Origin of the sequence: Ferrovibrio sp. (genome assembly GCF_964218355.1) — a bacterium.
Taxonomy (GTDB): domain Bacteria; phylum Pseudomonadota; class Alphaproteobacteria; order Ferrovibrionales; family Ferrovibrionaceae; genus Ferrovibrio.
Genome location: NZ_CAXPMC010000016.1, coordinates 458,565 through 480,356, shown reverse-complemented (window position 1 = coordinate 480,356; position 21,792 = coordinate 458,565). Strand labels below are relative to the sequence as shown.

21 protein-coding genes are annotated in these 21,792 nt (G+C 68.4%); 13 read left to right on the top strand and 8 right to left on the bottom strand.

All coding sequences use genetic code 11. The features are described 5' to 3' along the window. Position 1 precedes the first annotated feature (1 nt). On the top strand, positions 2–577 hold the full coding sequence (locus ACEQZY_RS11535) for a PAS domain-containing protein (protein ID WP_341704058.1): 576 nt from the start codon (positions 2–4) through the stop codon (positions 575–577). Positions 578–962: 385 nt separating this feature from the next. Next, a complete protein-coding gene (locus ACEQZY_RS11530; RefSeq protein WP_370154422.1) occupies positions 963–1,199 on the top strand; it encodes a hypothetical protein in 237 nt (78 codons plus the stop codon). Between the two features lie 14 nt (positions 1,200–1,213). On the opposite strand, the gene ACEQZY_RS11525 is transcribed toward ACEQZY_RS11530, so the two are convergent. From ACEQZY_RS11525 to ACEQZY_RS11515, 3 genes are all read right to left on the bottom strand, one after another. Further along, positions 1,214–2,236, bottom strand: coding sequence for a methionine synthase (locus ACEQZY_RS11525; protein WP_341704060.1), 1,023 nt, complete (start codon positions 2,234–2,236; stop codon positions 1,214–1,216). 116 nt (positions 2,237–2,352) lie between these two features. After that, on the bottom strand, positions 2,353–2,826 hold the full coding sequence (locus ACEQZY_RS11520; RefSeq protein WP_341704061.1) for a hypothetical protein: 474 nt from the start codon (positions 2,824–2,826) through the stop codon (positions 2,353–2,355). 113 nt (positions 2,827–2,939) lie between these two features. Further along, positions 2,940–3,971: a helix-turn-helix domain-containing protein gene (locus ACEQZY_RS11515; protein WP_341704062.1), complete on the bottom strand. Its 1,032-nt coding sequence runs from the start codon at positions 3,969–3,971 to the stop codon at positions 2,940–2,942. Between the two features lie 126 nt (positions 3,972–4,097). Here ACEQZY_RS11515 and ACEQZY_RS11510 point away from each other — a divergent pair, with 126 nt between their 5' ends. Genes ACEQZY_RS11510 through ACEQZY_RS11500 form a run of 3 tightly spaced genes read left to right on the top strand, consistent with a single transcriptional unit; the run spans position 4,098 to position 6,694 of the window. Beyond that, complete coding sequence (locus tag ACEQZY_RS11510) at positions 4,098–5,156, top strand: class I SAM-dependent methyltransferase (protein WP_341704063.1); 1,059 nt, start codon at positions 4,098–4,100, stop codon at positions 5,154–5,156. 2 nt (positions 5,157–5,158) lie between these two features. Continuing rightward, positions 5,159–5,284 (top strand): hypothetical protein, encoded by a 126-nt coding sequence (locus tag ACEQZY_RS11505; protein ID WP_370154419.1) that lies wholly within the window; start codon positions 5,159–5,161, stop codon positions 5,282–5,284. Positions 5,285–5,305: 21 nt separating this feature from the next. Then, entirely contained in the window at positions 5,306–6,694 is a 1,389-nt protein-coding gene (locus tag ACEQZY_RS11500) for an MATE family efflux transporter (protein WP_370154417.1), read from the top strand. An 18-nt stretch (positions 6,695–6,712) separates the two neighbouring features. On the opposite strand, the gene ACEQZY_RS11495 is transcribed toward ACEQZY_RS11500, so the two are convergent. Continuing rightward, positions 6,713–7,981, bottom strand: coding sequence for an MFS transporter (locus tag ACEQZY_RS11495; RefSeq protein WP_341705309.1), 1,269 nt, complete (start codon positions 7,979–7,981; stop codon positions 6,713–6,715). A 205-nt stretch (positions 7,982–8,186) separates the two neighbouring features. On the opposite strand from ACEQZY_RS11495, the gene ACEQZY_RS11490 reads away from it, so the two are divergent. Next, complete coding sequence (locus ACEQZY_RS11490; protein WP_341705308.1) at positions 8,187–9,380, top strand: M20 aminoacylase family protein; 1,194 nt, start codon at positions 8,187–8,189, stop codon at positions 9,378–9,380. Positions 9,381–9,390: 10 nt separating this feature from the next. Here ACEQZY_RS11490 and ACEQZY_RS11485 read toward each other — a convergent pair whose 3' ends face one another. After that, positions 9,391–9,636 carry a hypothetical protein gene (locus ACEQZY_RS11485; RefSeq protein WP_370154414.1) on the bottom strand — a complete coding sequence of 82 codons (246 nt, stop codon included), beginning with the start codon at positions 9,634–9,636 and terminating at the stop codon, positions 9,391–9,393. Between the two features lie 227 nt (positions 9,637–9,863). Between ACEQZY_RS11485 and ACEQZY_RS11480 the strand changes: the two genes are divergently transcribed. Continuing rightward, positions 9,864–10,703 carry an alpha/beta hydrolase gene (locus tag ACEQZY_RS11480; protein ID WP_370154411.1) on the top strand — a complete coding sequence of 280 codons (840 nt, stop codon included), beginning with the start codon at positions 9,864–9,866 and terminating at the stop codon, positions 10,701–10,703. Positions 10,704–10,717: 14 nt separating this feature from the next. Here the strand turns inward: ACEQZY_RS11480 and ACEQZY_RS11475 are convergent, their stop codons facing one another. Continuing rightward, entirely contained in the window at positions 10,718–12,670 is a 1,953-nt protein-coding gene (locus tag ACEQZY_RS11475) for a sigma 54-interacting transcriptional regulator (protein WP_370154409.1), read from the bottom strand. A 211-nt stretch (positions 12,671–12,881) separates the two neighbouring features. Here ACEQZY_RS11475 and ACEQZY_RS11470 point away from each other — a divergent pair, with 211 nt between their 5' ends. The 6 genes from ACEQZY_RS11470 (at position 12,882) to ACEQZY_RS11445 (ending at position 20,086) form a co-directional block, all read left to right on the top strand. Next, entirely contained in the window at positions 12,882–14,276 is a 1,395-nt protein-coding gene (locus tag ACEQZY_RS11470) for a CmpA/NrtA family ABC transporter substrate-binding protein (RefSeq protein WP_370154408.1), read from the top strand. Positions 14,277–14,309: 33 nt separating this feature from the next. Continuing rightward, a complete protein-coding gene (ntrB, locus tag ACEQZY_RS11465; RefSeq protein WP_341705195.1) occupies positions 14,310–15,149 on the top strand; it encodes a nitrate ABC transporter permease in 840 nt (279 codons plus the stop codon). A 13-nt stretch (positions 15,150–15,162) separates the two neighbouring features. Further along, positions 15,163–16,020: an ABC transporter ATP-binding protein gene (locus ACEQZY_RS11460; RefSeq protein WP_370154406.1), complete on the top strand. Its 858-nt coding sequence runs from the start codon at positions 15,163–15,165 to the stop codon at positions 16,018–16,020. 54 nt (positions 16,021–16,074) lie between these two features. After that, positions 16,075–16,524, top strand: coding sequence for a cyanase (cynS, locus tag ACEQZY_RS11455; protein ID WP_341705193.1), 450 nt, complete (start codon positions 16,075–16,077; stop codon positions 16,522–16,524). A gap of 300 nt (positions 16,525–16,824) precedes the next feature. Further along, the gene (locus ACEQZY_RS11450; protein WP_370154404.1) at positions 16,825–18,984 is read left to right on the top strand and encodes a methyl-accepting chemotaxis protein; all 2,160 of its coding nucleotides are present in this window, start codon (positions 16,825–16,827) and stop codon (positions 18,982–18,984) included. A gap of 61 nt (positions 18,985–19,045) precedes the next feature. Further along, positions 19,046–20,086 (top strand): hypothetical protein, encoded by a 1,041-nt coding sequence (locus tag ACEQZY_RS11445; protein WP_370154401.1) that lies wholly within the window; start codon positions 19,046–19,048, stop codon positions 20,084–20,086. Here the strand turns inward: ACEQZY_RS11445 and ACEQZY_RS11440 are convergent. Both ACEQZY_RS11440 and rlmN read right to left on the bottom strand, forming a co-directional pair. Continuing rightward, positions 20,083–20,589 (bottom strand): hypothetical protein, encoded by a 507-nt coding sequence (locus ACEQZY_RS11440; RefSeq protein ID WP_370154399.1) that lies wholly within the window; start codon positions 20,587–20,589, stop codon positions 20,083–20,085. The two genes, ACEQZY_RS11445 and ACEQZY_RS11440, sit on opposite strands and share 4 nt — an antisense overlap. An 8-nt stretch (positions 20,590–20,597) precedes the next feature. After that, positions 20,598–21,767: a 23S rRNA (adenine(2503)-C(2))-methyltransferase RlmN gene (gene rlmN / locus ACEQZY_RS11435; protein ID WP_370154448.1), complete on the bottom strand. Its 1,170-nt coding sequence runs from the start codon at positions 21,765–21,767 to the stop codon at positions 20,598–20,600. Between the last annotated feature and the right edge of the window lie 25 nt (positions 21,768–21,792).

Sequence of the window (21,792 nt, the reverse complement as noted above, 5' to 3'; positions counted from 1 at the left end):
CATGTCCGAGCATCGGGTTGCCGCCGACACCCTTGCCTGCGTGACCGAACCGCTGCTGCGCCGGCTGGCCGATTACTGGCTGTCGCGCCGCGCCGGCCGGGTGATGCCGGCGCGCGCCGATATCGATCCGCTCGACATCCCCTGGGCCCTGCCGCATCTGTATCTGGTCGACTGCGTCAGCGATGCCGGGCCCGGTGCCGATGGCGGCCGCTGGCGCTACCGCTATCGCGTGGCGGGCGACGAGGTCGAGGCCGTGTTCCGCAGCCATATGGGCCGCAGCTCGGCGCGCAACACCTGGCTCGACGACATGCTGGCACCGGATACCCTGAAAGTGGTGATGGATCGCTGGCGGCCGCTGCCGGAATCCGGCCGGATCGTCCATATGCAGGGCATGATCTACAAGACCATCGACCGGTATGCCCGCGGCGGCCGGCTGCTGCTGCCGCTGGCCGATGCGGCGGGCGGCCCGGTCACCGGCTTCGTCGGGGCGACGGCCTGCGACTGGGTGGCGGAAGTGCCGACCCGCGCGGCCGCCGATATCACCATCACCTACATTCCGGCCGCCGCGCTGGCCTGAGCGCCCGGGCGGCTGCCCGCACGCTTGTTTCTGGCTGAATGTACACTATATGTTCCTTTCCGGCCTGCCCGGATTGCCGCTGTTGCCCATCGTGAATCGGAAAAGCCGTCCCGGCCAGCCGCCGCCGGACCTGGACGGAATTGGCTTTTTTCTCTGTTTTCCGGCATAAATTACGGACGGAACTGGATCGCACGGGATTTTGCCGGCGGAGACCGGCCCCGGTCGGCTTCGGCCGGCTCAGGATGGCCGCAACGGGTCCGGCCTGCCGCCGGGGGGCCGCCATATCCATCCGGTCCCGGATGCCCTATAAAGGCGGCTCACATGTGGCTCCGCCTTCTGCGACCTGCGGCTCCATATTTTTTGCCGCAAAATCACGAGGTACCCGATGGCCGCCCATGGTGTCACCGCCGAAGAAGCCAAGCGCCGCGCCGAATTGCGTTTCCAGAAGAACGTCCAGCGCGAAAACGACATGAAGCATGCTGCCGAGGCGCAGCGGGCCGCCACTGCGGCCACTGCCGCCAAGATCGAGAAGCTGCGCGCGCTGCGGCTGGCCAGGGAAGAGCAGGACCGCATCGCCGCCGCCGGGCGCAAGGCAAAGAAGACCGCCGGCGCGGCCGTCTGACGGAAATCCGGCCCTCAGCCCCAGCGCTCGCGGGCCAGCTTCGCGCCGGCGCCCAGCGCCTGCAGCTTGGCGCTGGCCAGGTCGCGGTCGAGCGGGGCCAGGCCGCAATTGGTGCAGGGGATGATGTTGTCCTTCGGCAGGTAATCCATCGCCAGCCGGATCGTCGCGGCGACATCCTCCGCCGTCTCGACGCGGTCGGTGGCCACGTCGATCACGCCGACCATCACCTGCTTGTCGCCCAGCAGGCTCATCAGATGCGGCGGCACTCGGGAATTGCGGCATTCCAACGAGACCTGCCCGATGCGGCTTTTCGCCAGCGCCGGGAAGAAATCCTCGTACTGGCGCCATTCGCCGCCGAGGCTTTCCTTCCAGTCGATATTGGCTTTGATGCCGTAGCCGTAGCAGATATGCACGGCGGTCTTGCAGCTGAGGCCGTCGATGGCGCGGTGCAGGGCCTCGATGCCCCAGCCGGCGGCCTCCTTCGTGTAGGCGTTGAAGGCCGGCTCGTCGAACTGGATGATGTCGATGCCATCGGCCTGCAGGGCCAGCGCCTCCTGGTTCAGCAGGTCGGCGAAGGCCATCGCCATCTTGATGCGGTCGCCGTAGAAATCGTCGGCGATGGTGTCGATGATGGTCATCGGCCCGGGCAGGGTGAACTTGGTGCGCCGCGTGGTGTGGCCGCGCAGCAGCCGCGCCTCGGTTTCATGGGCGCGGCCCTTCATTTTCAGCGCGCCGACGACCTTCGGCACCATCGCCTTGTAGCGGTCGGCGCGGATGCCCATCTCGACCTTGTGCTCGAAATCGATGCCGTCGACGAATTCGAGGAAGCCATGCACGAAATGCTGGCGGCTCTGCTCGCCATCGCCGATCACGTCGAGGCCGGCATCCTCCTGCGCCTTGATCCACAGCAGGGTCGCGTCGCGCTTGGCGATTTCGAGTTCCCTGCCCATGGCCTTCCACAGGGGCCACAGCTTGTGGGTCTCGGACAGCCAGAACGGTTTCGGCAGGCTGCCGGCAACGGCGGCGGGGAACAGCATGGTTTTCCTCCCGGATCGATCCGCGGCGAAGATAGCATGCCCGCCCAGCCATGCCAGAGCCGGGCATGCCGGAGCCGGGCACGCGGCATGGCCGGCCGCAGGAACTGCCGGGGGGATCAGTTGACGACGCGGCCATCCTCGTGGCGGTACAGCGTCGCGCTCAGGATCACGTCGACGGCCCGCCCGTCATGGGCCAGCGGCAGGCTCAGCCGTTCCAGCTGGGTGATGCCGGGATGGGTGGCGATCGAGGGTGTGCCGGCGCGCCAGTCCGGTGCGCCGGTCTCGCAGACCCGCACCATGGCGAGATAGAGCGGGTGCCAGTCGCGCTGGCCCTCCATGTCGCTGATATAGCGGCCGACCTGCACCACGCTGGCGGCGGCGCCGGAATTGCGGATCGAGCGTGAAATCATCCGGAAACGGAATCGCCAGGGGTCGCGCTCGACATCCAGCATCCAGATATGCGGCAGCACCACGGGACAGCGGGTGGCGATATCCAGCGCCACCATGTCGTTGCGGCGCGGCAGCAGGCCGCCGCGGCGCTGGCACAGCTCCTCCCAGTAATCGAGCAGGCCGCGGATTTCGGCGCTCATGCGGTTTCTGATGTCGGCGTCCGGCACGGGGCAGCTCGGTCCTGGCGGTGAATCACTCGGCCCAGTTTGCCACAGGCGGCGGCCGGGCAGAACCCGGGCGGACGGATGGTGCGCTAGTCGCCCCGCGCGCCGGTTCCGGAAGCGAAAGCGGGAATCTGGAACTGGCGTCGGTAATGGCCGGGCGTCACGCCGGTCAGCCGCTTGAACAGGCGCCGGAAGAAAGCCGGGTCCTCGTAGCCGACCCGCCAGCCGATTTCCTCGACCGGCTCAGCCGTGCGTTCCAGCCGGCGCTTGGCATCGGCGATGCGCAGCTGCTGGACATAGGCCAGCGGCGCATGGCCGGTGGCGGCGGAAAACCGGCGGCTGAAAGTTCGCTCGGTCAGGCCCGACATCCGGATCATTTCCGCCACCGGATCCGCCACGGAGAAATGTGTGGCCAGCCAGTCCTGCGCCTCGAGGATGGCCGCGTCGCCGTGGTCGCGGCGGCCCTCGAACACCATGTAGGCGCCAAGACCGTCGCGGTGCCATTGCAGGGCAAAGAATTTCGCCATTGCCTGCGCGGCGGTCGGCCCGGCCTGCCGGGCAATCAGGTACAGCGCGAGGTCGTGCCAGGACATCGAGGCGCCGGACGAGACGAACTGGCCGCGCTCGCCGGCAATCAGCAGCGTCTTTTCGGGGCGCAGCGGCACCTGCGGATAGAGGCGGCGGAAATTTTCCGCATAGCTCCAGTGCAGGGTGGTTTCGCGGCGATCCAGCAGGCCGGTTTCCGCGATCAGGAACACGCCCGAGCAGGCCGAGCAGATCATGGCGCCGCGGTCATGCATGCGGCGCAGCCAGGCGACCAGCGCCGGATAGCGGCCGATGCGCCATCCGGCCGGGGGCAGCACCACCGAGGGCACGATCACGATGTCGGAATCGCCGGCCTCGGCGATGCTGCGATGGGTCTCGGTCGGCAGGCCGCTGGCCAGTTTCAGGGGGCCCGGATCGGTGCCGACGATCTCGACCCGGAATGGCGCGCTCTCCGGGATCGACGGGTCGAGTCCCTTCAGGAATGCCATGCCGTTCAGCACGTCGTAGAGGCCGTGCAGTGTCGACAGCGAGGCATCCGGGATCGCGACCAGACTGATTCGGGTCTTCTTCGTCATTGTCGGGCTTTGGCGGAATTGAACCGGTCCCGGCAGGTTACGCTCTCGTGCCACGCCCCGGCAACCGCCATTGTCCGCGCCATGCCCCGCCTGCCCGGGGCCGTTTCAGGCGTACAGGAGAAAGCCATGACCATCGATCAGTCCAAACTGGATGCCCTGGTGGGCACCGCGCTCGGCGATATTGCCGGTGCCTATGGCGGCGTGATGATCAGCATCGGCAACAAGCTGGGGCTGTATCGCGCGATGGCCGGGGCCGGGCCGCTCAGCGCGGCCGAACTGGCCCGGCGGGCCGGCTGTGCCGAACGCTATGTGCGCGAATGGCTGAATGCCCAGGTGGCCGGCGGCTATGTCACCTACCATCCGGCCAGCCAGACCTATGAACTGACCCCGGAACAGGCGATGGTGCTGGCGGACGAGGACAGTCCGGTTTTCTTCCCCAATGCCTGGCATGTCGTTGCCTCGCTGTGGGCGGACGAGCACAAGACGGCCGATGCGATCAGGACCGGCAGGGGAATCGGCTGGGGCGAGCACGATCACCGGCTCTATTGCGGGGTCGCCGCCTTCTTCCGCAACGGCTATGTCGCCAGTCTCGTGCCGCAATGGCTGCCGGCGCTGGACGGCGTTGTCCCGAAGCTGGAAGCGGGCGCGAAAGTCGCCGATATCGGCTGCGGCTTCGGTCATTCGACCATCCTGATGGCGCAGGCCTATCCGCAGTCGCACTTCTGGGGTTTCGACGTGCATGCGGAGTCCATCCGGGCGGCGCGGCGCAATGCGGAACAGGCGGGTGTGGCCGACCGCATCACCTTCGAGGTGGCGAAGGCGAACGATTATCCGGCGCGTGGGTATGATCTGATCTGCTTCTTCGATTCGCTGCATGACATGGGGCATCCCGACAAGGCGTTGCGGCATGCCGGCACGGCACTGGCCCCGGACGGCAATGTCATGCTGATCGAACCCTTCGCGAATGACCGGGTCGAGGACAATGTCGGGCCCGTCGGTCAGCTCTACTACTCGGCATCCACGGCCCTGTGCTGCGCCCATGCGATCTCGGAGCAGGGTGATTACGTGCTGGGCGCGCAGGCCGGCGAGGAGCGGCTGGCTCAGGTTGCCAGGGCCAGCGGCTTTGCCAGCGTGCGCCGGGCCTTCACCTCGCCGTTCAACATGATCCTGGACGTACGGCGCTGACCATGCGGGCCCTTGCCGGTGCCGTCGCCGGCCGGCGCGCCGAGGATGCCGGCACCGATCCCGTGGCGGCGCGTTACGAGGCCGCGCGGCCGTTCTGGGTCGCGGAGCGGCGGCTGCGCGACCGCTAGAAAAATTCAGAGGAAGCAGGAATGACTGTAACGCATGCCGATTCACTTCCGGCAGCCGGACCGGATATGCTGTCCGGCGAGGTTCGCGCCCTGTTGCGGCTGGCACTGCCGGTCGCGCTGATCGCCTTCGTCAACATGGGCATGAGCGTGACCGACACGGTGATGGTGTTGGCCCTGTTCGGCGCCGAGGCGCTGGCAGCAGTGGCGGTCGGCAGCGACCTCCAGTCGATCCTTTTCTATCTGTGTGCCGGCGTGCTGGGCGGCATCGCCCCGTTCTATACGGCAGCGGTGACGCGCGCGGACGCAGCCGGGCGGCGGCGGCTGGAACGGACCGGCTGGCTGCTGGCGGGCGTGCTGGCGGCAGGGGCCGTGCCGCTGGTCTGGACGGCGCCGGACTGGCTGCGCCTTTGCGGTCTCGACCCGGGGCTTCTCGAGCAGGGGCGCGGCTACACGCGCAGCATGGCCCTGCTGCTGGCGCCGATGCTCGGTGTTGCGCTCTACCGCACGATCCTGACCGCCGCCGAAAAGCCGAAGGTCTTCCTGAAGATCACGCTGGCGATGCTGCCGCTGAACGCGGTCGCAAACTATGTGCTGATGATGGGCGCCGGCCCGGTTCCGGCACTGGGCCCGACCGGTGCCGGGGTCTCATCGCTGCTGGTTGCGCTGGCCAGTTTTGCCCTGCTGGCCGTGACTGCCCGTCATGCCATGCCGGTCCGGCCGGCCGCCGGGCGGGATGCCGGGCAGGAACCGGGAGCCGCCGACCGGCCCGGCACCGCCGCCGTGCTGCGCGTCGGGATCCCGATCGGCATCACCATGACAGCCGAAACCGGCATTTTCCTGGGTGCCACGCTTTATGCCGCCACGCTGGGCGCGGCCGAGGTTGCCGCCCATACCCTGACCCTGCGCATGGCCGGCATCGTCTATGCCGGTTCGGCAGCGCTGCTGCAGGCGGCGATGGTGCGCATGGCGCGGGCCGTGGCGCTGGAGGAGCCGGGAACCGCGCGGGCGGCGCTGGCCGGCAGCCTCGGCCTCGCCGTGACCGGCGGCGTGGCGCTGCTGCTGCTGCTCGGTGCCGGCGCGCAACCCCTGGCCGCCGCCTTCTTCGGCGGCAGTGCCGCCGGCATGGCCGCGGCGCAGATCGCCGCCGGACTGCTGGTCCTGCTGGGCCTGATCCAGTTCGCCGGCTATCCCGGCCTCGCTGCTTCGGGCCTGCTGCGCGGATGCCGGGACAGCCGCACGCCCATGATCTGCATGCTCATCGGCTACTGGGGCGTGGGCGCGCCGCTTGGCCTGTTTCTCTGCGGGATGCGCGGCTTCGGCGTGACGGGGCTGTGGATCGGACTGGCCGCCGGCGCCGGTGCCACCGCCATCCTCACGCTGCTGCGCCTGGCGCAGCAGCGGCACCGGTGATGCCCGGCGCGGCGCGGCCTATTCCGCCGGGCTGGTAGCGGCTGCCTGTGCCATCAGCACGCGTTCGGTCGGCCGCGTGTTCATGAACAGCTGCATGATCCCGGCCGCCGCGCCGATGCCGGCGGCCAGCTGCCAGGCCAGGGTGTAGGAACCCAGCGCATCGTAGATCACGCCGCCGGCCCAGGCGCCGAGGAAGCTGCCGACCTGGTGACTGAAAAAGGCGATGCCGGTCAGCGTGGCGAGATAGCGGATGCCGAAGATCTGTGCCACCAGTCCGTTGACCAGCGGGATCACGCCCAGCCACAGCGTGCCCATCACGGCGGCGAAGACCAGGGTCGAGGCCTGGCTGACCGGCAGCATGAAATACAGCGCGATGGCGAGCGAGCGGATGATGTAGATGATGCCGAGCAGCCAGTGCTTGTGCCAGCGGTCGCCGAGCCAGCCGAACAGCCACGAGCCGAACACGTTGAAGGCGCCGATCACCGCCAGCGCCTGGGCGCCCAGCATCGGGTCGGCGCCGCAATCGGCCAGGAAGGTGGGCAGGTGGGTGGTCAGGAACACCAGCTGCAGGCCGCAGACGAAGAAGGCCGCCGACATCACGATATAGCCGCCATGGCGCTGCGCCTCGGCCAGGGTGGTGCGCATGCTCTCGCCCAGTCCGCCCGCCTGGCCGTCCAGCGGCACGCGGTCGGCCCGGCCGCCCATCAGCGCCGCCGGCAGCATCGCCGCCGCCAGTGCGATGAAGACGAACATCGCCATCTGCCAGCCGCTGGACTGGATCACGCCCTGGGCCAGCGGCGCGCAGAAGAAGGTGCCGATCGAACCGGCCGCCGAGACCAGGCCGAAGGCAAGGCTGCGCCGCTCGGGGCGCACGACCTTGGCCGCGATCTTGGCGGCAATGCCGGAGGTGGTGCAGGCCAGCGCCACGCCGATCATCACGCCCGAGCCCAGCGTGATCATCCACGCCGCCGAGGCATAGGCGGTCAGCAGCAATGCACCGGCATAGAGCAGGCCGCCGAACAGCGCGATCAGCCGGGTGCCGAACCGGTCGACCAGGGCGCCGGCAAAGGGCTGCGCGATGCCCCAGACAATATTCTGCACGGCCAGGGCGAAGGCGAAGTCGGCCGCCGAGATGCCGAGGTCGCGGGTGACCGGCTGCATGAACAGGCCGAGGCTCTGGCGCATGCCCATGGCCAGCGACAGCATGATCGCGGCGCCGGAGAGGATCGAGACGCTCTGGGCGACGCTCAGGGACGGGTGATGGAAGGCAGGGCGGGCTGCAGTCATGCCGGGTTCTCGGGTGGCGGTTTATCGTTGTTCTGGGCCGGGATGATGGGGCGGTGCGGGCCGGAAGTCCAGAGGGCTTCGGCGTCATTCCCGGCCCGTTCGGATGCACGGAATTGTATCGGTGCAATCGCCTGCCTCTTGCGCCGGCCTGGCCGGAATGCTGGGATTGGCGGGATCTCCCCGCCTTCTGCACAAAGAGTCCGTCATGACCCGCATCCTGCCCCGCGACCTGCTGGCGCATCGCGACGAACTGGTCGCCATCCGCCATGACATCCACCGGCACCCGGAAACCGCCTTCGAGGAAAACCGCACCGCCGACGTCGTCGCGGCGAAGCTGGCCGCATGGGGCATCCCGGTGCATCGCGGCCTGGCGAAGACCGGCGTGGTCGGCACCCTGAAGGGCAGAAAGCCGGGCCAGCGCGCCATCGCCCTGCGTGCCGACATGGATGCCCTGAACCTGCAGGAGATGAACAGCTTCGCGCACCGCTCGGTGCATGACGGCAAGATGCATGCCTGCGGCCATGACGGCCATACCACCATGCTGCTGGGTGCGGCGAAGCAGCTGGCCGCCGATCCGGATTTCGCCGGCACGCTGCATTTCATTTTCCAGCCGGCCGAAGAGGGTGAGGCTGGTGCCCGGGTGATGATCGAGGAAGGCCTGTTCGAGAAATTTCCCTGCGATGCCGTCTACGGCATGCACAACATGCCGGGCATTGCCACGGGCAAATTCGCCATCCGCACCGGCCCGATGATGGCGGCCTCGGACACATGGACGGTCGTGTTCCGCGGCACCGGCGGCCATGGCGCCATGCCGTTCAAGGGCACCGATCCGGTGATGCCGGCCGCCGCCTTCGTGACCGCGACCCAGAGCATCGTCGGCCGCAACATCTCGCCGCAGCATGCCGCCGTGGTCAGCGTCGGACATATCGCCGCCGGCAGCCACGGCTCGCCCAACGTGATCCCGGCGCAGGTGACGATCCGCGGCACCGCGCGCAGCTACACGCCGGCAGACCGCGACCTTCTGGAGCGGCGCCTCGGCGAACTGGCCGACGGCATCGCGAAGGCCCATGGCTGCGCGGCCGAGTATCACTATCTGCGCCGCTATCCGCCGCTGGTGAATGCCGTCGAGCAGACCGCCACGGCGATCCGCGCGGCACAGGCGACGGTGGGCGATGCGCTGGTCGACGGCGATGCCGAGGCACTGACCGGCGCCGAGGATTTCGCCTTCATGCTGGAGAAGAAGCCCGGCGCCTATATCCTGCTCGGCAATGGCGGCGCGGAGGAAGGCGGCTGCAGCTACGTGCACACGCCGACCTACGATTTCAATGACGACATCCTGCTGGCCGGCGCCGCCTTCTGGGTCAACCTGGTGGCTGAGGAGCTGGGCAGCGCCGGCTAGACGCCGGCAGTCAATGCCCGAGGCGGGCGTAGCGGTCGCGCATGGCCTCGGCCAGCGCGCGGTCGCGGCCGCCGCCATCGCCATGCCCCGCTGCCGTTTCGCGTGCCGGCTTCGCCGGCGCCAGCAGCGGGCGCAGCAGCAGGCCCTCCGGCCGGTCCTCGATGGTGAATGCGGTGCCGGCGCGCCAGTGATGGCTGCCAAGCAGGTCCTGCGGCAGGGTCAGCCTGCCGCCCTTGTCCAGTTTCGCGGTGGCCATGGGCGCCTCGTCTGCTGAAGCGGCGGCCGGCATCCGGGGAGGATGACGGCGACATTGGACCGCGTTGCGGGCTGGCAGACAAGAGGGGGCGAGTGCCAGATTGATGCCGCCGCCGCCAGTACTCCGGACTGCGGATATTCATGCTACGCTGCGCGCCGTCTGTGCCGGCCATTCCCATGGCATCCCGTCCCGCAGGCCCCGCAGGCAGCAGGCAGACCGGTGTGATCATGAAACGCATGCTTCCGATCCTTGCCCTTCTGGTTCTGGCGGCAGCCCCGGAGATGGCCGCGGCGCAGGCGCCATGCGGGCGGCTCGAGACACTGGCGGCAGCCGAGGGCGGCCCATACCGGGTTTCGGTCGGCGAACCAGAAGGGCGGCCGGCTGCCGTGCTGATCCTGCTGCCGGGCGGCGGTGGCTTTGCCGATCTCGACGATCGCGGCTGCCCGCGCGCCCTGACCGGCAATTCCCTGATCCGTTCGGTGCCGGCTTTCCGCACTGCAGGCGTGGCAACGGCGCTGGTCGATGCGCCGGCCGCCTACCAGGGCGGCGAGGGACTTGGCGGGTTCCGGATCGAACCGGGCCATGCCGCGGCGCTCGGCGGCCTCGTCCCTGTCCTGCGGCAGCGCTACAGCGTGCCGGTCTGGATCGTCGGCACCAGCCGCGGGGCCATATCGGCGGCAAACGCCGCCAGCCGTCTCGATGGCGATGCCGCGCCGGATGGCGTGGTGCTGACCTCGCCGGTTTCGGCCGGCGGCCGGGGACGGCTGGCCTGGGTGGCGCAGAGTGTGTTCGACCTGCCGCTGGACCGGATCCGGCAGCCGCTGCTGCTGGTCGGCCATGAAGCGGATCGCTGCCTGCGGTCGCCGCCGGCCAGCCTTGCGACCATAGCGGCGGCGGCCAGCGGATCCGCGCGGCTGCAGGTTGTCACGGTGACGGGTGGGCCGGGTTCGCGGTTTGCATCCGCCGCGGTCGAAGCCTGCGAAGGGCGCGAGCCGCACGGCTTTGCCGAACAGGAGGCCGAGGTGGCGGCCGGCATTGTCCGTTTCGTGCGCGGCGGCAGATACTGATCTGCGGCGCCCTCTCAGCTGCCGCGCTGCCGGCGGAGTCCCAGCGCCTTGATCCGCGAGGCCAGGGTGGTCGGCCTGACGCCAAGCCGCTCGGCGGCGCCGCCCGGGCCGAAGACCTTGCCGCCGCAGGCCTCCAGCGCGGCGAGGATATTGGCGCGGTCGCGGTCGCGGCGGTCATGCTCGGTCAGCAGGGCCGGCCCGGCCTCGCCGCTGCCGGCGGGTGCGGGGCCGGGTGAGGCGGCAGGTCCGGCATCGGGCAGCACCACCTGCAGCCGGCCGTTGCGGGCGAGGATGGCGGCGCGCTCGATCACGTTTTCCAGTTCGCGCACATTGCCGGGCCAGTCATATTGCGCCATGCGGCGCACATCGGCCTCGCTCAGCCGCAGGCTGGCGGTATTCATCTTGCGGTTCATGCCGCGCAAGAAATGCGCCGCCAGCAGCGGAATGTCTTCGCGGCGTTCGCGCAGGGGCACGGATTCCACCGGCACGACGTTGAGGCGGAAGAACAGGTCTTCGCGGAAACGGCCGGCCCGCACCTCCTGGCGCAGGTCGCGGTTGGTGGCGGCGATCAGCCGCACGTCGACATTGCGGGTGCGCTCCTCGCCGACGCGCTCGAACTGGCCCTCCTGCAGCACGCGCAGCAGCTTGCCCTGCAGCTCCAGCGGAATCTCGCCGACCTCGTCGAGGAACAGCGTGCCACCATCGGCCAGCTCGAAGCGGCCGACGCGGTCGCGCAGCGCCCCGGTGAAGGCGCCTTTCACATGGCCGAAGAATTCGCTCTCGAACAGTTCGCGCGGGATCGCCGCGCAGTTGACGCGGATCAGCGGCCGGCTGCTGCGCGTGCTGGCGTCGTGGATGGCCCGCGCGATCAGTTCCTTGCCGGTGCCGCTCTCGCCGGTGACCAGCACGGTGGCATCGGTGGGCGCCACCAGCTCGACCTGGCGCAGGATGCCCTGCACCGCCGCGGAATTTCCGATGATGCCGCGATGGTTGCCCTCGATGCGGATTTCCTCCTGCAGATAGGCGTTTTCCAGTTCCAGCCGCTTCTGCAGCGTTTCGACCTCCGCCAGCGCGGCGCGCAGTTTCTCGTCGGCCTCGCGGCGGTGGCTGATGTCGCGGAACACGATCACCGCGCCGACCACCAGGCCGCGGTCGCGGATCGGCGTCGAGGTGTATTCGACCCAGAAGGGCTTGCCGTCGCGGCGCCAGAACACCTCGGTATCGACCTTGTGCACGGCGCCGTCGCGGAAGGCCATGTAGATCGGACAGTCGTGGTTGTGGTAATGCGCGCCATTGGCATGGCTGTGATGCACCATGGTGTGCATGTCCTTGCCGACCAGTTCCTCGGCTGCCCAGCCCAGCATGCGTTCGGCCGCCGGGTTGACGAAGGTGGTCTTGCCCTCGGCATTGACGCCGTAGATGCCTTCGCCGGCGGCGCGCAGGATCAGCTGGTTCTCGCGTTCGACATCGCGGAAGAAGCGTTCGACCTTCTGCCATTCGGCGATGCCGCCGCGCATATAGGCATCGGCATCGGAATCGATGCTGCGCCGGCGCAGGTCCTGCAGGTCGGTCAGCGTCAGCAGCAGCCGCGGCCGCGTCTCGCCGCGGCCATCCTCGGCGGGCGGCAGCACCGCGCCGGAATATTCGACGCTCAGCTCGGCGCCGGTGGCGTGGCGGGGCGTCAGGCTGCGGGTGCGGAAGCGGCCCTGGCTGAGCACCGCATCGGTGAACACGATCAGGGCCGGCATCTGGCCGGGATGCAGGCTGCCCATCGGCATGTCGCGCAGCACCGCGCGGTCATAGCCGAGCAGCCGGCCGGCTGCCGCATTGGCCTCCGCCAGCCGGCCGCTCCAGGGGTCCAGCACCAGCATCGCCTCGGCGCAGGCCTCGAAAACACGGCCGAGCGATGGCGGCGATGCCGGCGGCAGGCTGGGACGGGGGGCGAGCAGAAGCGGGTCGGCGGCCATCGGCACCTCCGGTGCGGGTCCGGTGAATTACGATCCATCGTAATCACAACTACGAGACTTCGTATACTACGGAATTTCGTAATGCCCCTGGGCCCGGTGACAGCCGCGTCCTTGGCGGAATCCCGGCGGCGGGCCGGTCCCGACCGCCTCTGGCACGCTCCTTGCTGCATCGCAAAACAGGCAGCCACAGACCACGGGGGACCAAACCGCCATGTCACTGTTCCAGAATCCGTTCGACAGCGAAGCCAGGCTCGAGGCCTGCCCCTGCGGCCAGCATCGCAGCCTGTTCGAGCACAATGCCGAAGTCGCCGCGATGCAGCGCCAGGCCGAGCTGGTCACTGCCGCCGACGAGGAAAAGCGCCTGACCAATGCGGTCGACCAGGCCGTGGTACGCGCCATCCTGCCCGACGACACCACCCGCCGCCGCGTGCTGCACGCCATCGGCGCCGCCACCCTGCTGGGGGCGCTGGAGCAGGTCTTCCCGCTGGCCACCGCCCGCGAGGTCTTCGCCCAGGGCAAGGCCGGCGCCATCGAGAAGAAGGACCTGAAGGTCGGCTTCATCCCGATCACCTGCGCCACGCCGATCATCATGGCCCATCCGATGGGCTTCTATTCCAAGCACGGCCTGAATGTCGAAGTGATCAAGACCGCCGGCTGGGCGGTGGTGCGCGACAAGGCGCTGAACAAGGAATACGACGCCGCGCACATGCTGTCGCCGATGCCGCTGGCGATCACCACGGGCACGGGCTCGAACCCGATCCCCTACACCATGCCGGCGGTGGAGAACATCAACGGCCAGGCGATCACGCTGGCGATGAAGCACAAGGACAAGCGCGATCCGAAGGACTGGAAGGGCTTCAAGTTCGGCGTGCCCTTCGACTATTCGATGCACAACTACCTGCTGCGCTATTATCTGGCGGAGCATGGCATCGATCCGGATACCGATGTGCAGATCCGTTCGGTGCCGCCGCCGGAGATGGTGGCCAACCTGCGCGCCGACAATCTCGACGGCTTCCTGGCGCCGGATCCGGTGAACCAGCGCGCGGTCTATGACGGCGTCGGCTTCATCCACATCCTGTCCAAGGAAATCTGGGACGGCCATCCCTGCTGCGCCTTCGCGGCCAGTCAGGAATTCGTCACCACGATGCCGAATACCTACCAGGCCCTGCTGAAGGCGATCATCGAGGCGACCGCCTATGCGACCAAGCCGGACAACCGCAAGGAAATCGCCGCCGCCATCGCGCCGGCGAATTACCTGAACCAGCCGGTGACCGTGGTCGAGCAGGTGCTGACCGGCACCTTCGCCGATGGTCTCGGCAAGGTGCAGAAGGTCCCCGACCGCATCGACTTCGCGCCGTTCCCCTGGCACAGCTTCGCGGTCTGGATCCTCACCCAGATGAAGCGCTGGGGCCAGCTGAAGGGCGACATCAACTACAAGCAGGTCGCCGAGCAGGTCTTCCTCGCCACCGATGCGGCGAAGCTGATGAAGGAAGTCGGCCTCACCCCGCCATCCAGCACCTATGCCTCGGTGAAGGTGATGGGCAAGACCTTCGATCCCGCCAAGCCGGACGAGTATGTCAGCTCGTTCAAGATCAAGCGGGCCTGAGTCCGGGAACCTCAAGAACCGAGGAGCAAGCCGATGGCCCTGTCGTTCCGCCTGCGTGCCGCCATCCTGTCGGTCGCCCTGCTGCTCGCCTTCCTGGCGGCGTGGCATCTGGCGACCCTGGATGGCAGCGCGGCGAGCAATGTGGATCCGGAATATGCCAAGCTGATGGGGCAGACCGCGGTGGGCGGAAAATCCGCCATGCCCGGTCCGCTCGATGTCGGCCGGACGCTCTGGGCCCATATCGCCGATCCCTTCTATTACAAGGGACCGAACGACCAGGGCATCGGCACCCAGCTCAGTTACTCGATCCTGCGGGTCGCCATCGGCTTCGGCTCTGCCGTGCTGGTGGCGGTGCCGCTGGGATTCCTGATCGGCCTGTCGCCGCTGTTCCGTCGCGCGCTCGATCCGTTCATCCAGATCATGCGGCCGGTCTCGCCGCTGGCCTGGATGCCGCTGGCTCTCTACACGATCAAGGACAGCGACATCTCGGCGGTGTTCGTCATCTTCATCTGCTCGATCTGGCCGATGCTGGTGAATACCGCTTTCGCCGTCGCCAATGTGCGCAAGGAATGGCTGAATGTCGCGCGCACGCTGGAGGTCGGCACCTTCCGCAAGATCTTCCGGGTGATCCTGCCGGCGGCGGCGCCCACCATCCTTACCGGCATGCGCATCTCGGTGTCGATCGCCTGGCTGGTGATCGTGGCAGCCGAGATGCTCGTCGGCGGCACCGGCATCGGCTACTTCGTGTGGAACGAGTGGAACAACCTGTCGATCGCCAACGTCATCAACGCGATCCTGTTCATCGGCGTGATCGGCATGCTGCTCGACCAGCTGCTCGGCTTCTTCACCCGCCTGGTCACCTATCCGGAATGAAGCGGGGATTGTCATGAGTCAGTTCATTTCCGTCGAGGGCCTGGCCCGCCGCTTTCCCGGCACCGACAAGCCGGTCTTCGAGAATCTGTGGTTCGGCGTCGACAAGGGCGAGTTCGTCTGCATCATCGGCCATTCCGGCTGCGGCAAGACCACCGTGCTGAACATCCTCGCCGGCCTCGACCGGCCCAGCGAGGGGGCGATCATCTTCGATGGCAAGGCCGTCGAAGGTCCCAGCCTCGACCGCGCCGTGGTGTTCCAGGGCCATGCCCTGATGCCGTGGATGACGGTGCAGGAGAACGTGCTGTTTGCCGTGCAGTCGCGCTGGCCCGACTGGCCGAAGGCGCAGGCGGTGGCGCATGCCCGCAAGTATATTGCCATGGTCGGGCTGGCCGGTGCCGAGGGCAAGAAGCCGTCGCAGCTGTCCGGCGGCATGAAGCAGAGGGTCGGCATCGCCCGCGCGCTCAGCATCGAACCGAAGATGCTGCTGATGGACGAGCCCTTCTCGGCACTGGATGCCCTGACCCGCGGAACGCTGCAGGACGAGGTGCTGCGCATCCGTGCCGCCACCAACCAGACCGTCTTCATGATCACCCATGATGTCGACGAGGCGATGCTGCTGGCCGACCGCATCGTGCTGATGACCAACGGGCCGGAGGCGAAGATCGCCGAGGTTCTGGTCAACACCCTGCCGAAGGACCGCCAGCGCGAGACGTTGCACGAACAGCCCGACTATTACCCGATCCGCAACCACCTGCTGGATTTCCTGGTCCGCCGGTCCAAGGCCTTCGTGCCGCCGGCAGGCTGGGACGGCCGCCGGCCGCCCGAGGTGCGGGCCGGACAGAAACCGACCGCCGCGATGCGGGCGGGCTGACAACAAAAGATTCCGTTCGTCACCAACGCGCAGAAAATGCCATAGGAGGCCGTCGTGAAGCGCAGCGAAGTCACCGAGAAGATTCTCGATATCAAACGCATGAAGGGCTGGGACTGGGCGGACATCGCCAAGAAGATCGACGCCAAGCAGTCGCCCTTCTACACCACTGCCGGCCTGCTCGGACAGATGAAGCTGGAGCCGGCTCAGGCGGCCAAGGCCGCCAAGCTGTTCGGCCTGACGAAGATGGAAGAAAAGCTGCTGGCGGAAGTGCCCTATCGCGGCTCGTTGCCGCCGGGGCCGCCGACCGATCCGCTGATCTACCGCTTCTACGAACTGGTGCAGGTCTATGGCACCACCTTCAAGGAGCTGATCCAGGAAGAATTCGGCGACGGCATCATGTCGGCGATCGATTTCGACATGAAGATGGAACGGCAGCCCGATCCGAAGGGCGACCGCGTCCGGCTGACCATGTCGGGCAAGTTCCTTCCCTACAAGCGCTACTGATCCGCCGCCGCCCTGCGGCTGCCCTGCGCCCCGCCGCAAATAGCGGCGGGGCGCATATCTTTTCAGCAGCCGGGAAAGTGGCGCGCGGCGATTGACGCAGCGGCGGCCGCGATACCGGGCCGCCGCTTTCACGGGAGGTTGTGCGCTCTACTGCGGGTTATGGTGGCATGCTTCCTGCTTCGATCCGCATGCGATGCAGAACGGCTTTGCCAGGCACCGCCGCTGGCGCCGACGTGGTGGAACAGCAGGGGTGTAGTAACAGGGCAGTAACAGAAAAGTGCTGCGACGGAAGAGGCGCGTATGGGATCGGACGCATATGGCCGCGGCAGTATCGCCGCGCTGGGTTTTGCCGGTTTCGCTGCCTCGCACCTGCACCAGCGCTGGCTGATCCTGCAGGAGACGCCAGCCGCCGAGGCGGCCATCGGCTATGCCACGGCGGTCGGGGGCCTGCTGCATGAACTGCATCGCGAACGCGGGTCCAGCGCCCTGTTCCTCGGCAGCCGCGGCGCGCAGTTCCGCAGCGAATTGCAGGCCGCCCGCGGCGGCCTCGACGCAGCCGTCCTGCACCTGCGCGACCGCCTGCAGGCCTGCCGCCCCCTGCCGCTGCTGGTGGACCTGCTGCAGGCGGGCGACGCGCTTTCGGCGCTGCTCGACCGCGCCCGCACGGCGCGGCCGGCGATCGATGCGCTGGACCTGACCACCCAGCAATCCTTTGCCAACTGGACGGCACCGATCCGTGCCGCGCTCGGCAGCCTGCAGCAGATCGGCTATGCGCTGCGCCATCCGGATCTGCTGCGTGGGCTGGATGCCTATCTGGCCTTGCTGGAAGGCCTCGAGAAAGCCGCACAGGAGCGCGCCACCGGCTCGGCGGCGCTGGCCGCCGGCCGTTTCGAACCCGAGGTCTATCAGCGTTTCGTGCTGCTCGGGCATATGCAGGCTGCCGATTTCGACGGCTTCCGTGCCCGCGCCAGCGCCGCGCAGATCGCGGTGCTCGACCAGGTGCTGGCGGAGCCGGTCTTCGCCGAGCTGCAGCAGCTGCGCGGCACCATATACGACGCCGTTGCCCATGGCGGCACCGGCGGCATCGCGGCACCGGACTGGTTTGCGATCACCACGCGGCGCATCGCCGCGATCAGCCGGCTGCGCGACCACGTCGCCGCCGACCTGCAGGCCATCTGCCGCAGCATGCAGGCGGAGGCCGACGAGAAACTGGCGCGCAGCCTCGGCCGTGCCTTCCGGCTGGCGCAGCCGCTGGCCGTGCTGTTTGCCCTGCTGGCCGGCCGCGGCGCGGCGCTGGCGGCCCTGCGCCGGCAGTATCGCGACTGGGCGGCCGGCGATGCGGCCCGGCGCGCCACGGAACGCGAGGGTCTCGCTGCCGCCGAAACCGACCGCCAGGCAATGGCCGAGCGCACCGCCCGCGAAACCGTTGCCGCGACCGAGATCACCGGGCTGGTCAACCGGATCGTCGCCGGCGATCTGGGCGGACGGCTGGCGGAGGACGGCCGGCCGGGCTTCTTCGCCGATGTCAGCCGCCAGCTTAACCGCCTGACCGGCATGCTGCAGGCGATGGCCGGCGAACTGGCGCAGGTGACCGAGGCCCTTGGCCAGGGCGATCTCGGCCGGCTGGTGCAGGGCGAATATGGCGGCATCTTCGGCCAGCTGAAGACCAGCGCCAACGGCATGGCGGGCCTGCTGCGGGACTTCTCGCAGAAGCTGGCCCAGAGTGCCGGGACGGTACGGTCCGCGGCCACCGAGATTGCCGCCGGCAGCGAAGACCTGTCGCAGCGCACCGAGAGCCAGGCCTCGTCGCTGGAACAGACCGCCGCCGCCATGCATCAGGTGACCGCGACGGTGAAGCAGAATGCCGACAATGCCCGTGCAGCGAACCAGCTGGCAGTGGCTGCGCGCGACACGGCGGAAAAGGGCGGCGCGGTCGTCTCGGATGCGGTGGCAGCCATGGCCGGCATCGAGCAGGGCGCCCGCAAGATCGCCGATATCGTCGGCCTGATCGACGAGATCGCCTTCCAGACCAATCTGCTGGCGCTGAATGCCTCGGTGGAAGCGGCCCGCGCCGGCGAGGCCGGCAAGGGTTTCGCCGTGGTGGCCCAGGAGGTCCGCGCCCTGGCCCAGCGCAGCGCCAATGCCTCGAAGGACATCAAGACGCTGATCGCGGAATCGAATGCCCAGGTGAAAAGCGGCAGCCAGCTGGTCGGGCAGGCCGGCACCAGCCTGCAGGCAATCGTCGATGCGGTGAAGAAGGTCTCGGACATCGTGGCCGAGATCGCGGCGGCCTCGGGCGAACAGGCGCGCGGCCTCGAGGAGGTCAACGGCGCGGTTGCCGAGATGGACGAGGCGACCCAGCGCAATGCCGCCCTGGTGGAGCAGACCACTGCCGCAGCCCGCGCCCTGTCGGGCCAGGCGGAGAATCTCGCCGGCCTGGTCGGCTTTTTCCGCGGCTGATCGCGCCGGCCTTATTGCCGCCGCATTGCAGGTTCAGTCTGTATGGCGGAAAGTGACCGTCATGCGCCGTTTCATCATCATTCGCGCCCTGCTGCTGGCCCTCGCGGCGGCAGCCGACCCCGCAACCGCCGCCGCCACGCCGCCGGATCTGCCGCCGGCTGCCCAGCCGCCGCGGGCGGTCTGGGCGGATTGTGGCAGCTGCTGGCAGCGCACCGAGTGGGAACGCGAGATCGCCGGCTACCATCTGGTCATGCTCAGCGCCCTGCGCGACAGCCCGGCCCGGGTTGCCGCCCAGGAACAGCGCGGCGAAAAGCCGCTGATCCTGCGCCAGCGTTTCGAGCTGCGCCGCGGCGGCCAGGTCATGCTGGATATCGAGGACCGCTGGCTCGATCCCGCCCGCCGTCCGGACCTGCGGCTGCCGCCGCCGGGCACCGATGTCGCCGGCAGCGGCAAGCCGCAGCTGGTGCTGCTCGGCTGGTCCGGCGCGGGCGACTGCTGCTTCACCCTGCATGTGATCGAACTGGGCGCCAGCCCGCGGGTGCTGGCCCGGGTGGTCACCCAGGATGGCATTCCGCGGCTGATCCAGCGCGATGCCGATCCGGATTTCGAGATCATCGTGGAAGACCCGACCTATGCCGGCTGGGACCTGCTGCCCGACACGGCGCTGCCGCGGGTGGTGCTGAAATACGATCCGCAGGAAGGGCGTTACCGCTTTGCCGCGGCCCAGATGCGCCGGCCGCCGCCGCCGGTCGGCCGCCTGGAGGCGGAAGCACGGCTGCTGCACGAAGCGGCTGCCGATGATGCGGCGAAGAACGGGGCGGATGACGATGCCGTCGAGCATGTGCCGGGCCGGCTGGTGCGCACCATGCTGCAGCTGATCTATGCCGGCAATTATCCGATGGCGCGGCGTTTCCTCGACGAGGCCTGGAGCGACGGCTACGGCGTCACGCGCGAGGCCTTCCTGCGCGACCTGATGGAATGCCGCCTGCCGCGCAGTCCTTACTGGATCGATATCGCCACCCTGAACGGCCTGACGCCGCAGGCACCGCGCGCCGATTGCGCTGCGGCAACGGCAGCCGGCCAGCCCGGCAGCCAGCGCTAGTAGATGACGCGGTCGAGTGTGTCGAGCACGCGGCCCGAGGAAAGCTGGATCAGCAGCACATTCTGCCCGGCGACATAGCGCTGGGTATCCGGCCGGCGCGGCGGCAATTCGCGCAGCAGCGGGCCGGGCAGGGGCTCCATCTGCGCCATCACCGTGGCCGGCAGCGTGTCACCGATCCCGGGCATCACCGTCAGGCCGGCCGGCAGGGCGCGGGCATAGATCTTGCTGCGGCCGGCCCGGCGCTGCCGGTCGCGCAGCAATTCGAAATAGCGCGGGATCAGCCAGCGTTCGGTGCTGTTGAACTGGGTGGCCGGATCGTGGTCGGCCGGCAGGGTCACCGGCTTCACGCTGTCCGGCAGGGCTGCCTGCGGTGTCGCCGGTGGCAGGGCCTGGGGGCCGCGCTGCTGCGCCCAGGCGCCGGCAGCGACAAGCGCGACAGCAGCGGCAAGGGCCCCGGCGGCGAGGATGCCGGGCAGCGTCGGCAGGGCGGTGCGGCGCGGCATCGGCGCGGTCAGGCCGGCAGGGCCGCGGCGGCGGCTTCCTTGGCCGCCTGCTCGCGCAGGATATCCGCCTTGCTGCGCTTGACGCTGGCGGATTTCAGCTGGCCGCAGGCCGCCATGATGTCGCGGCCGCGCGGCGTGCGCACCGGCGACGAATAGCCGGCATTGAACACGATGTCGCTGAACTTGCGGATCGCCTCGTTGCTGGAGCATTCATAGGGCGCGCCGGGCCAGGGATTGAACGGGATCAGGTTCACCTTGGCCGGGATTCCCTTCAGCAGGCGCACCAGTTCCTTCGCGTCGGCCGGGCTGTCGTTGACGCCCTTCAGCATCACATATTCGAAGGTGATGCGCCGCGCGTTGCTGAGGCCGGGATAGTCGGCACAGGCTTTCAGCAGCTCGGTGATCGGATATTTGCGGTTGATCGGCACGATCACGTCGCGGATGTCGTCGCGCACGGCATGCAGGCTGATGGCGAGATTGACGCCCAGCTCGGCGCCGCAGCGCGCGATCATCGGCACCACGCCGGCAGTCGACAGCGTGATGCGGCGCTTCGATATCGCGATGCCCTCGTTGTCCATCACGATTTTCAGCGCCTTCGACACGTTGTCGAAATTGTACAGGGGCTCGCCCATGCCCATCATCACAATGTTGGACAGCATGCGGCCGTCCTTCGGCGAGGGCCATTCTTCCAGATGGTCGCGGGCCAGCATCACCTGGCCGACGATTTCGCCGGCATCCAGGTTGCGCACCAGCTTCATGGTGCCGGTATGGCAGAATTTGCAGGTCAGCGTGCAGCCGACCTGGCTGGACACGCACAGCGCGCCGCGATCCTCTTCCGGGATATGCACGCATTCGGCCTCTTCGCCATCGGCGAATTTCAGCAGCCATTTGCGGGTGCCGTCGGTGCTTTTCAGGTCGCGGCTGGCCTGCGGCCGGCCGACGAAGAACGTCGCCGCCAAGCGCTCGCGCAGCTCTTTCGACAGCGTGGTCATCACCGCGAAATCGGTGGCGCCGCGGTAATAGATCCAGTGCCAGAGCTGGCTGGCGCGCATCTTCGCGCCTTTCTCCGGCTCACCGGCGGCAACCAGGGCGGTCGCGATCTCGGCCCGCGTCAGCCCGAGCAGGCCGGTCCGGCCCGCCCTATCGGCAGCCGGCGCCACAGCCTGTCGCGCCGCGATATCCGGCACAAGGGCTGCCGCTGCC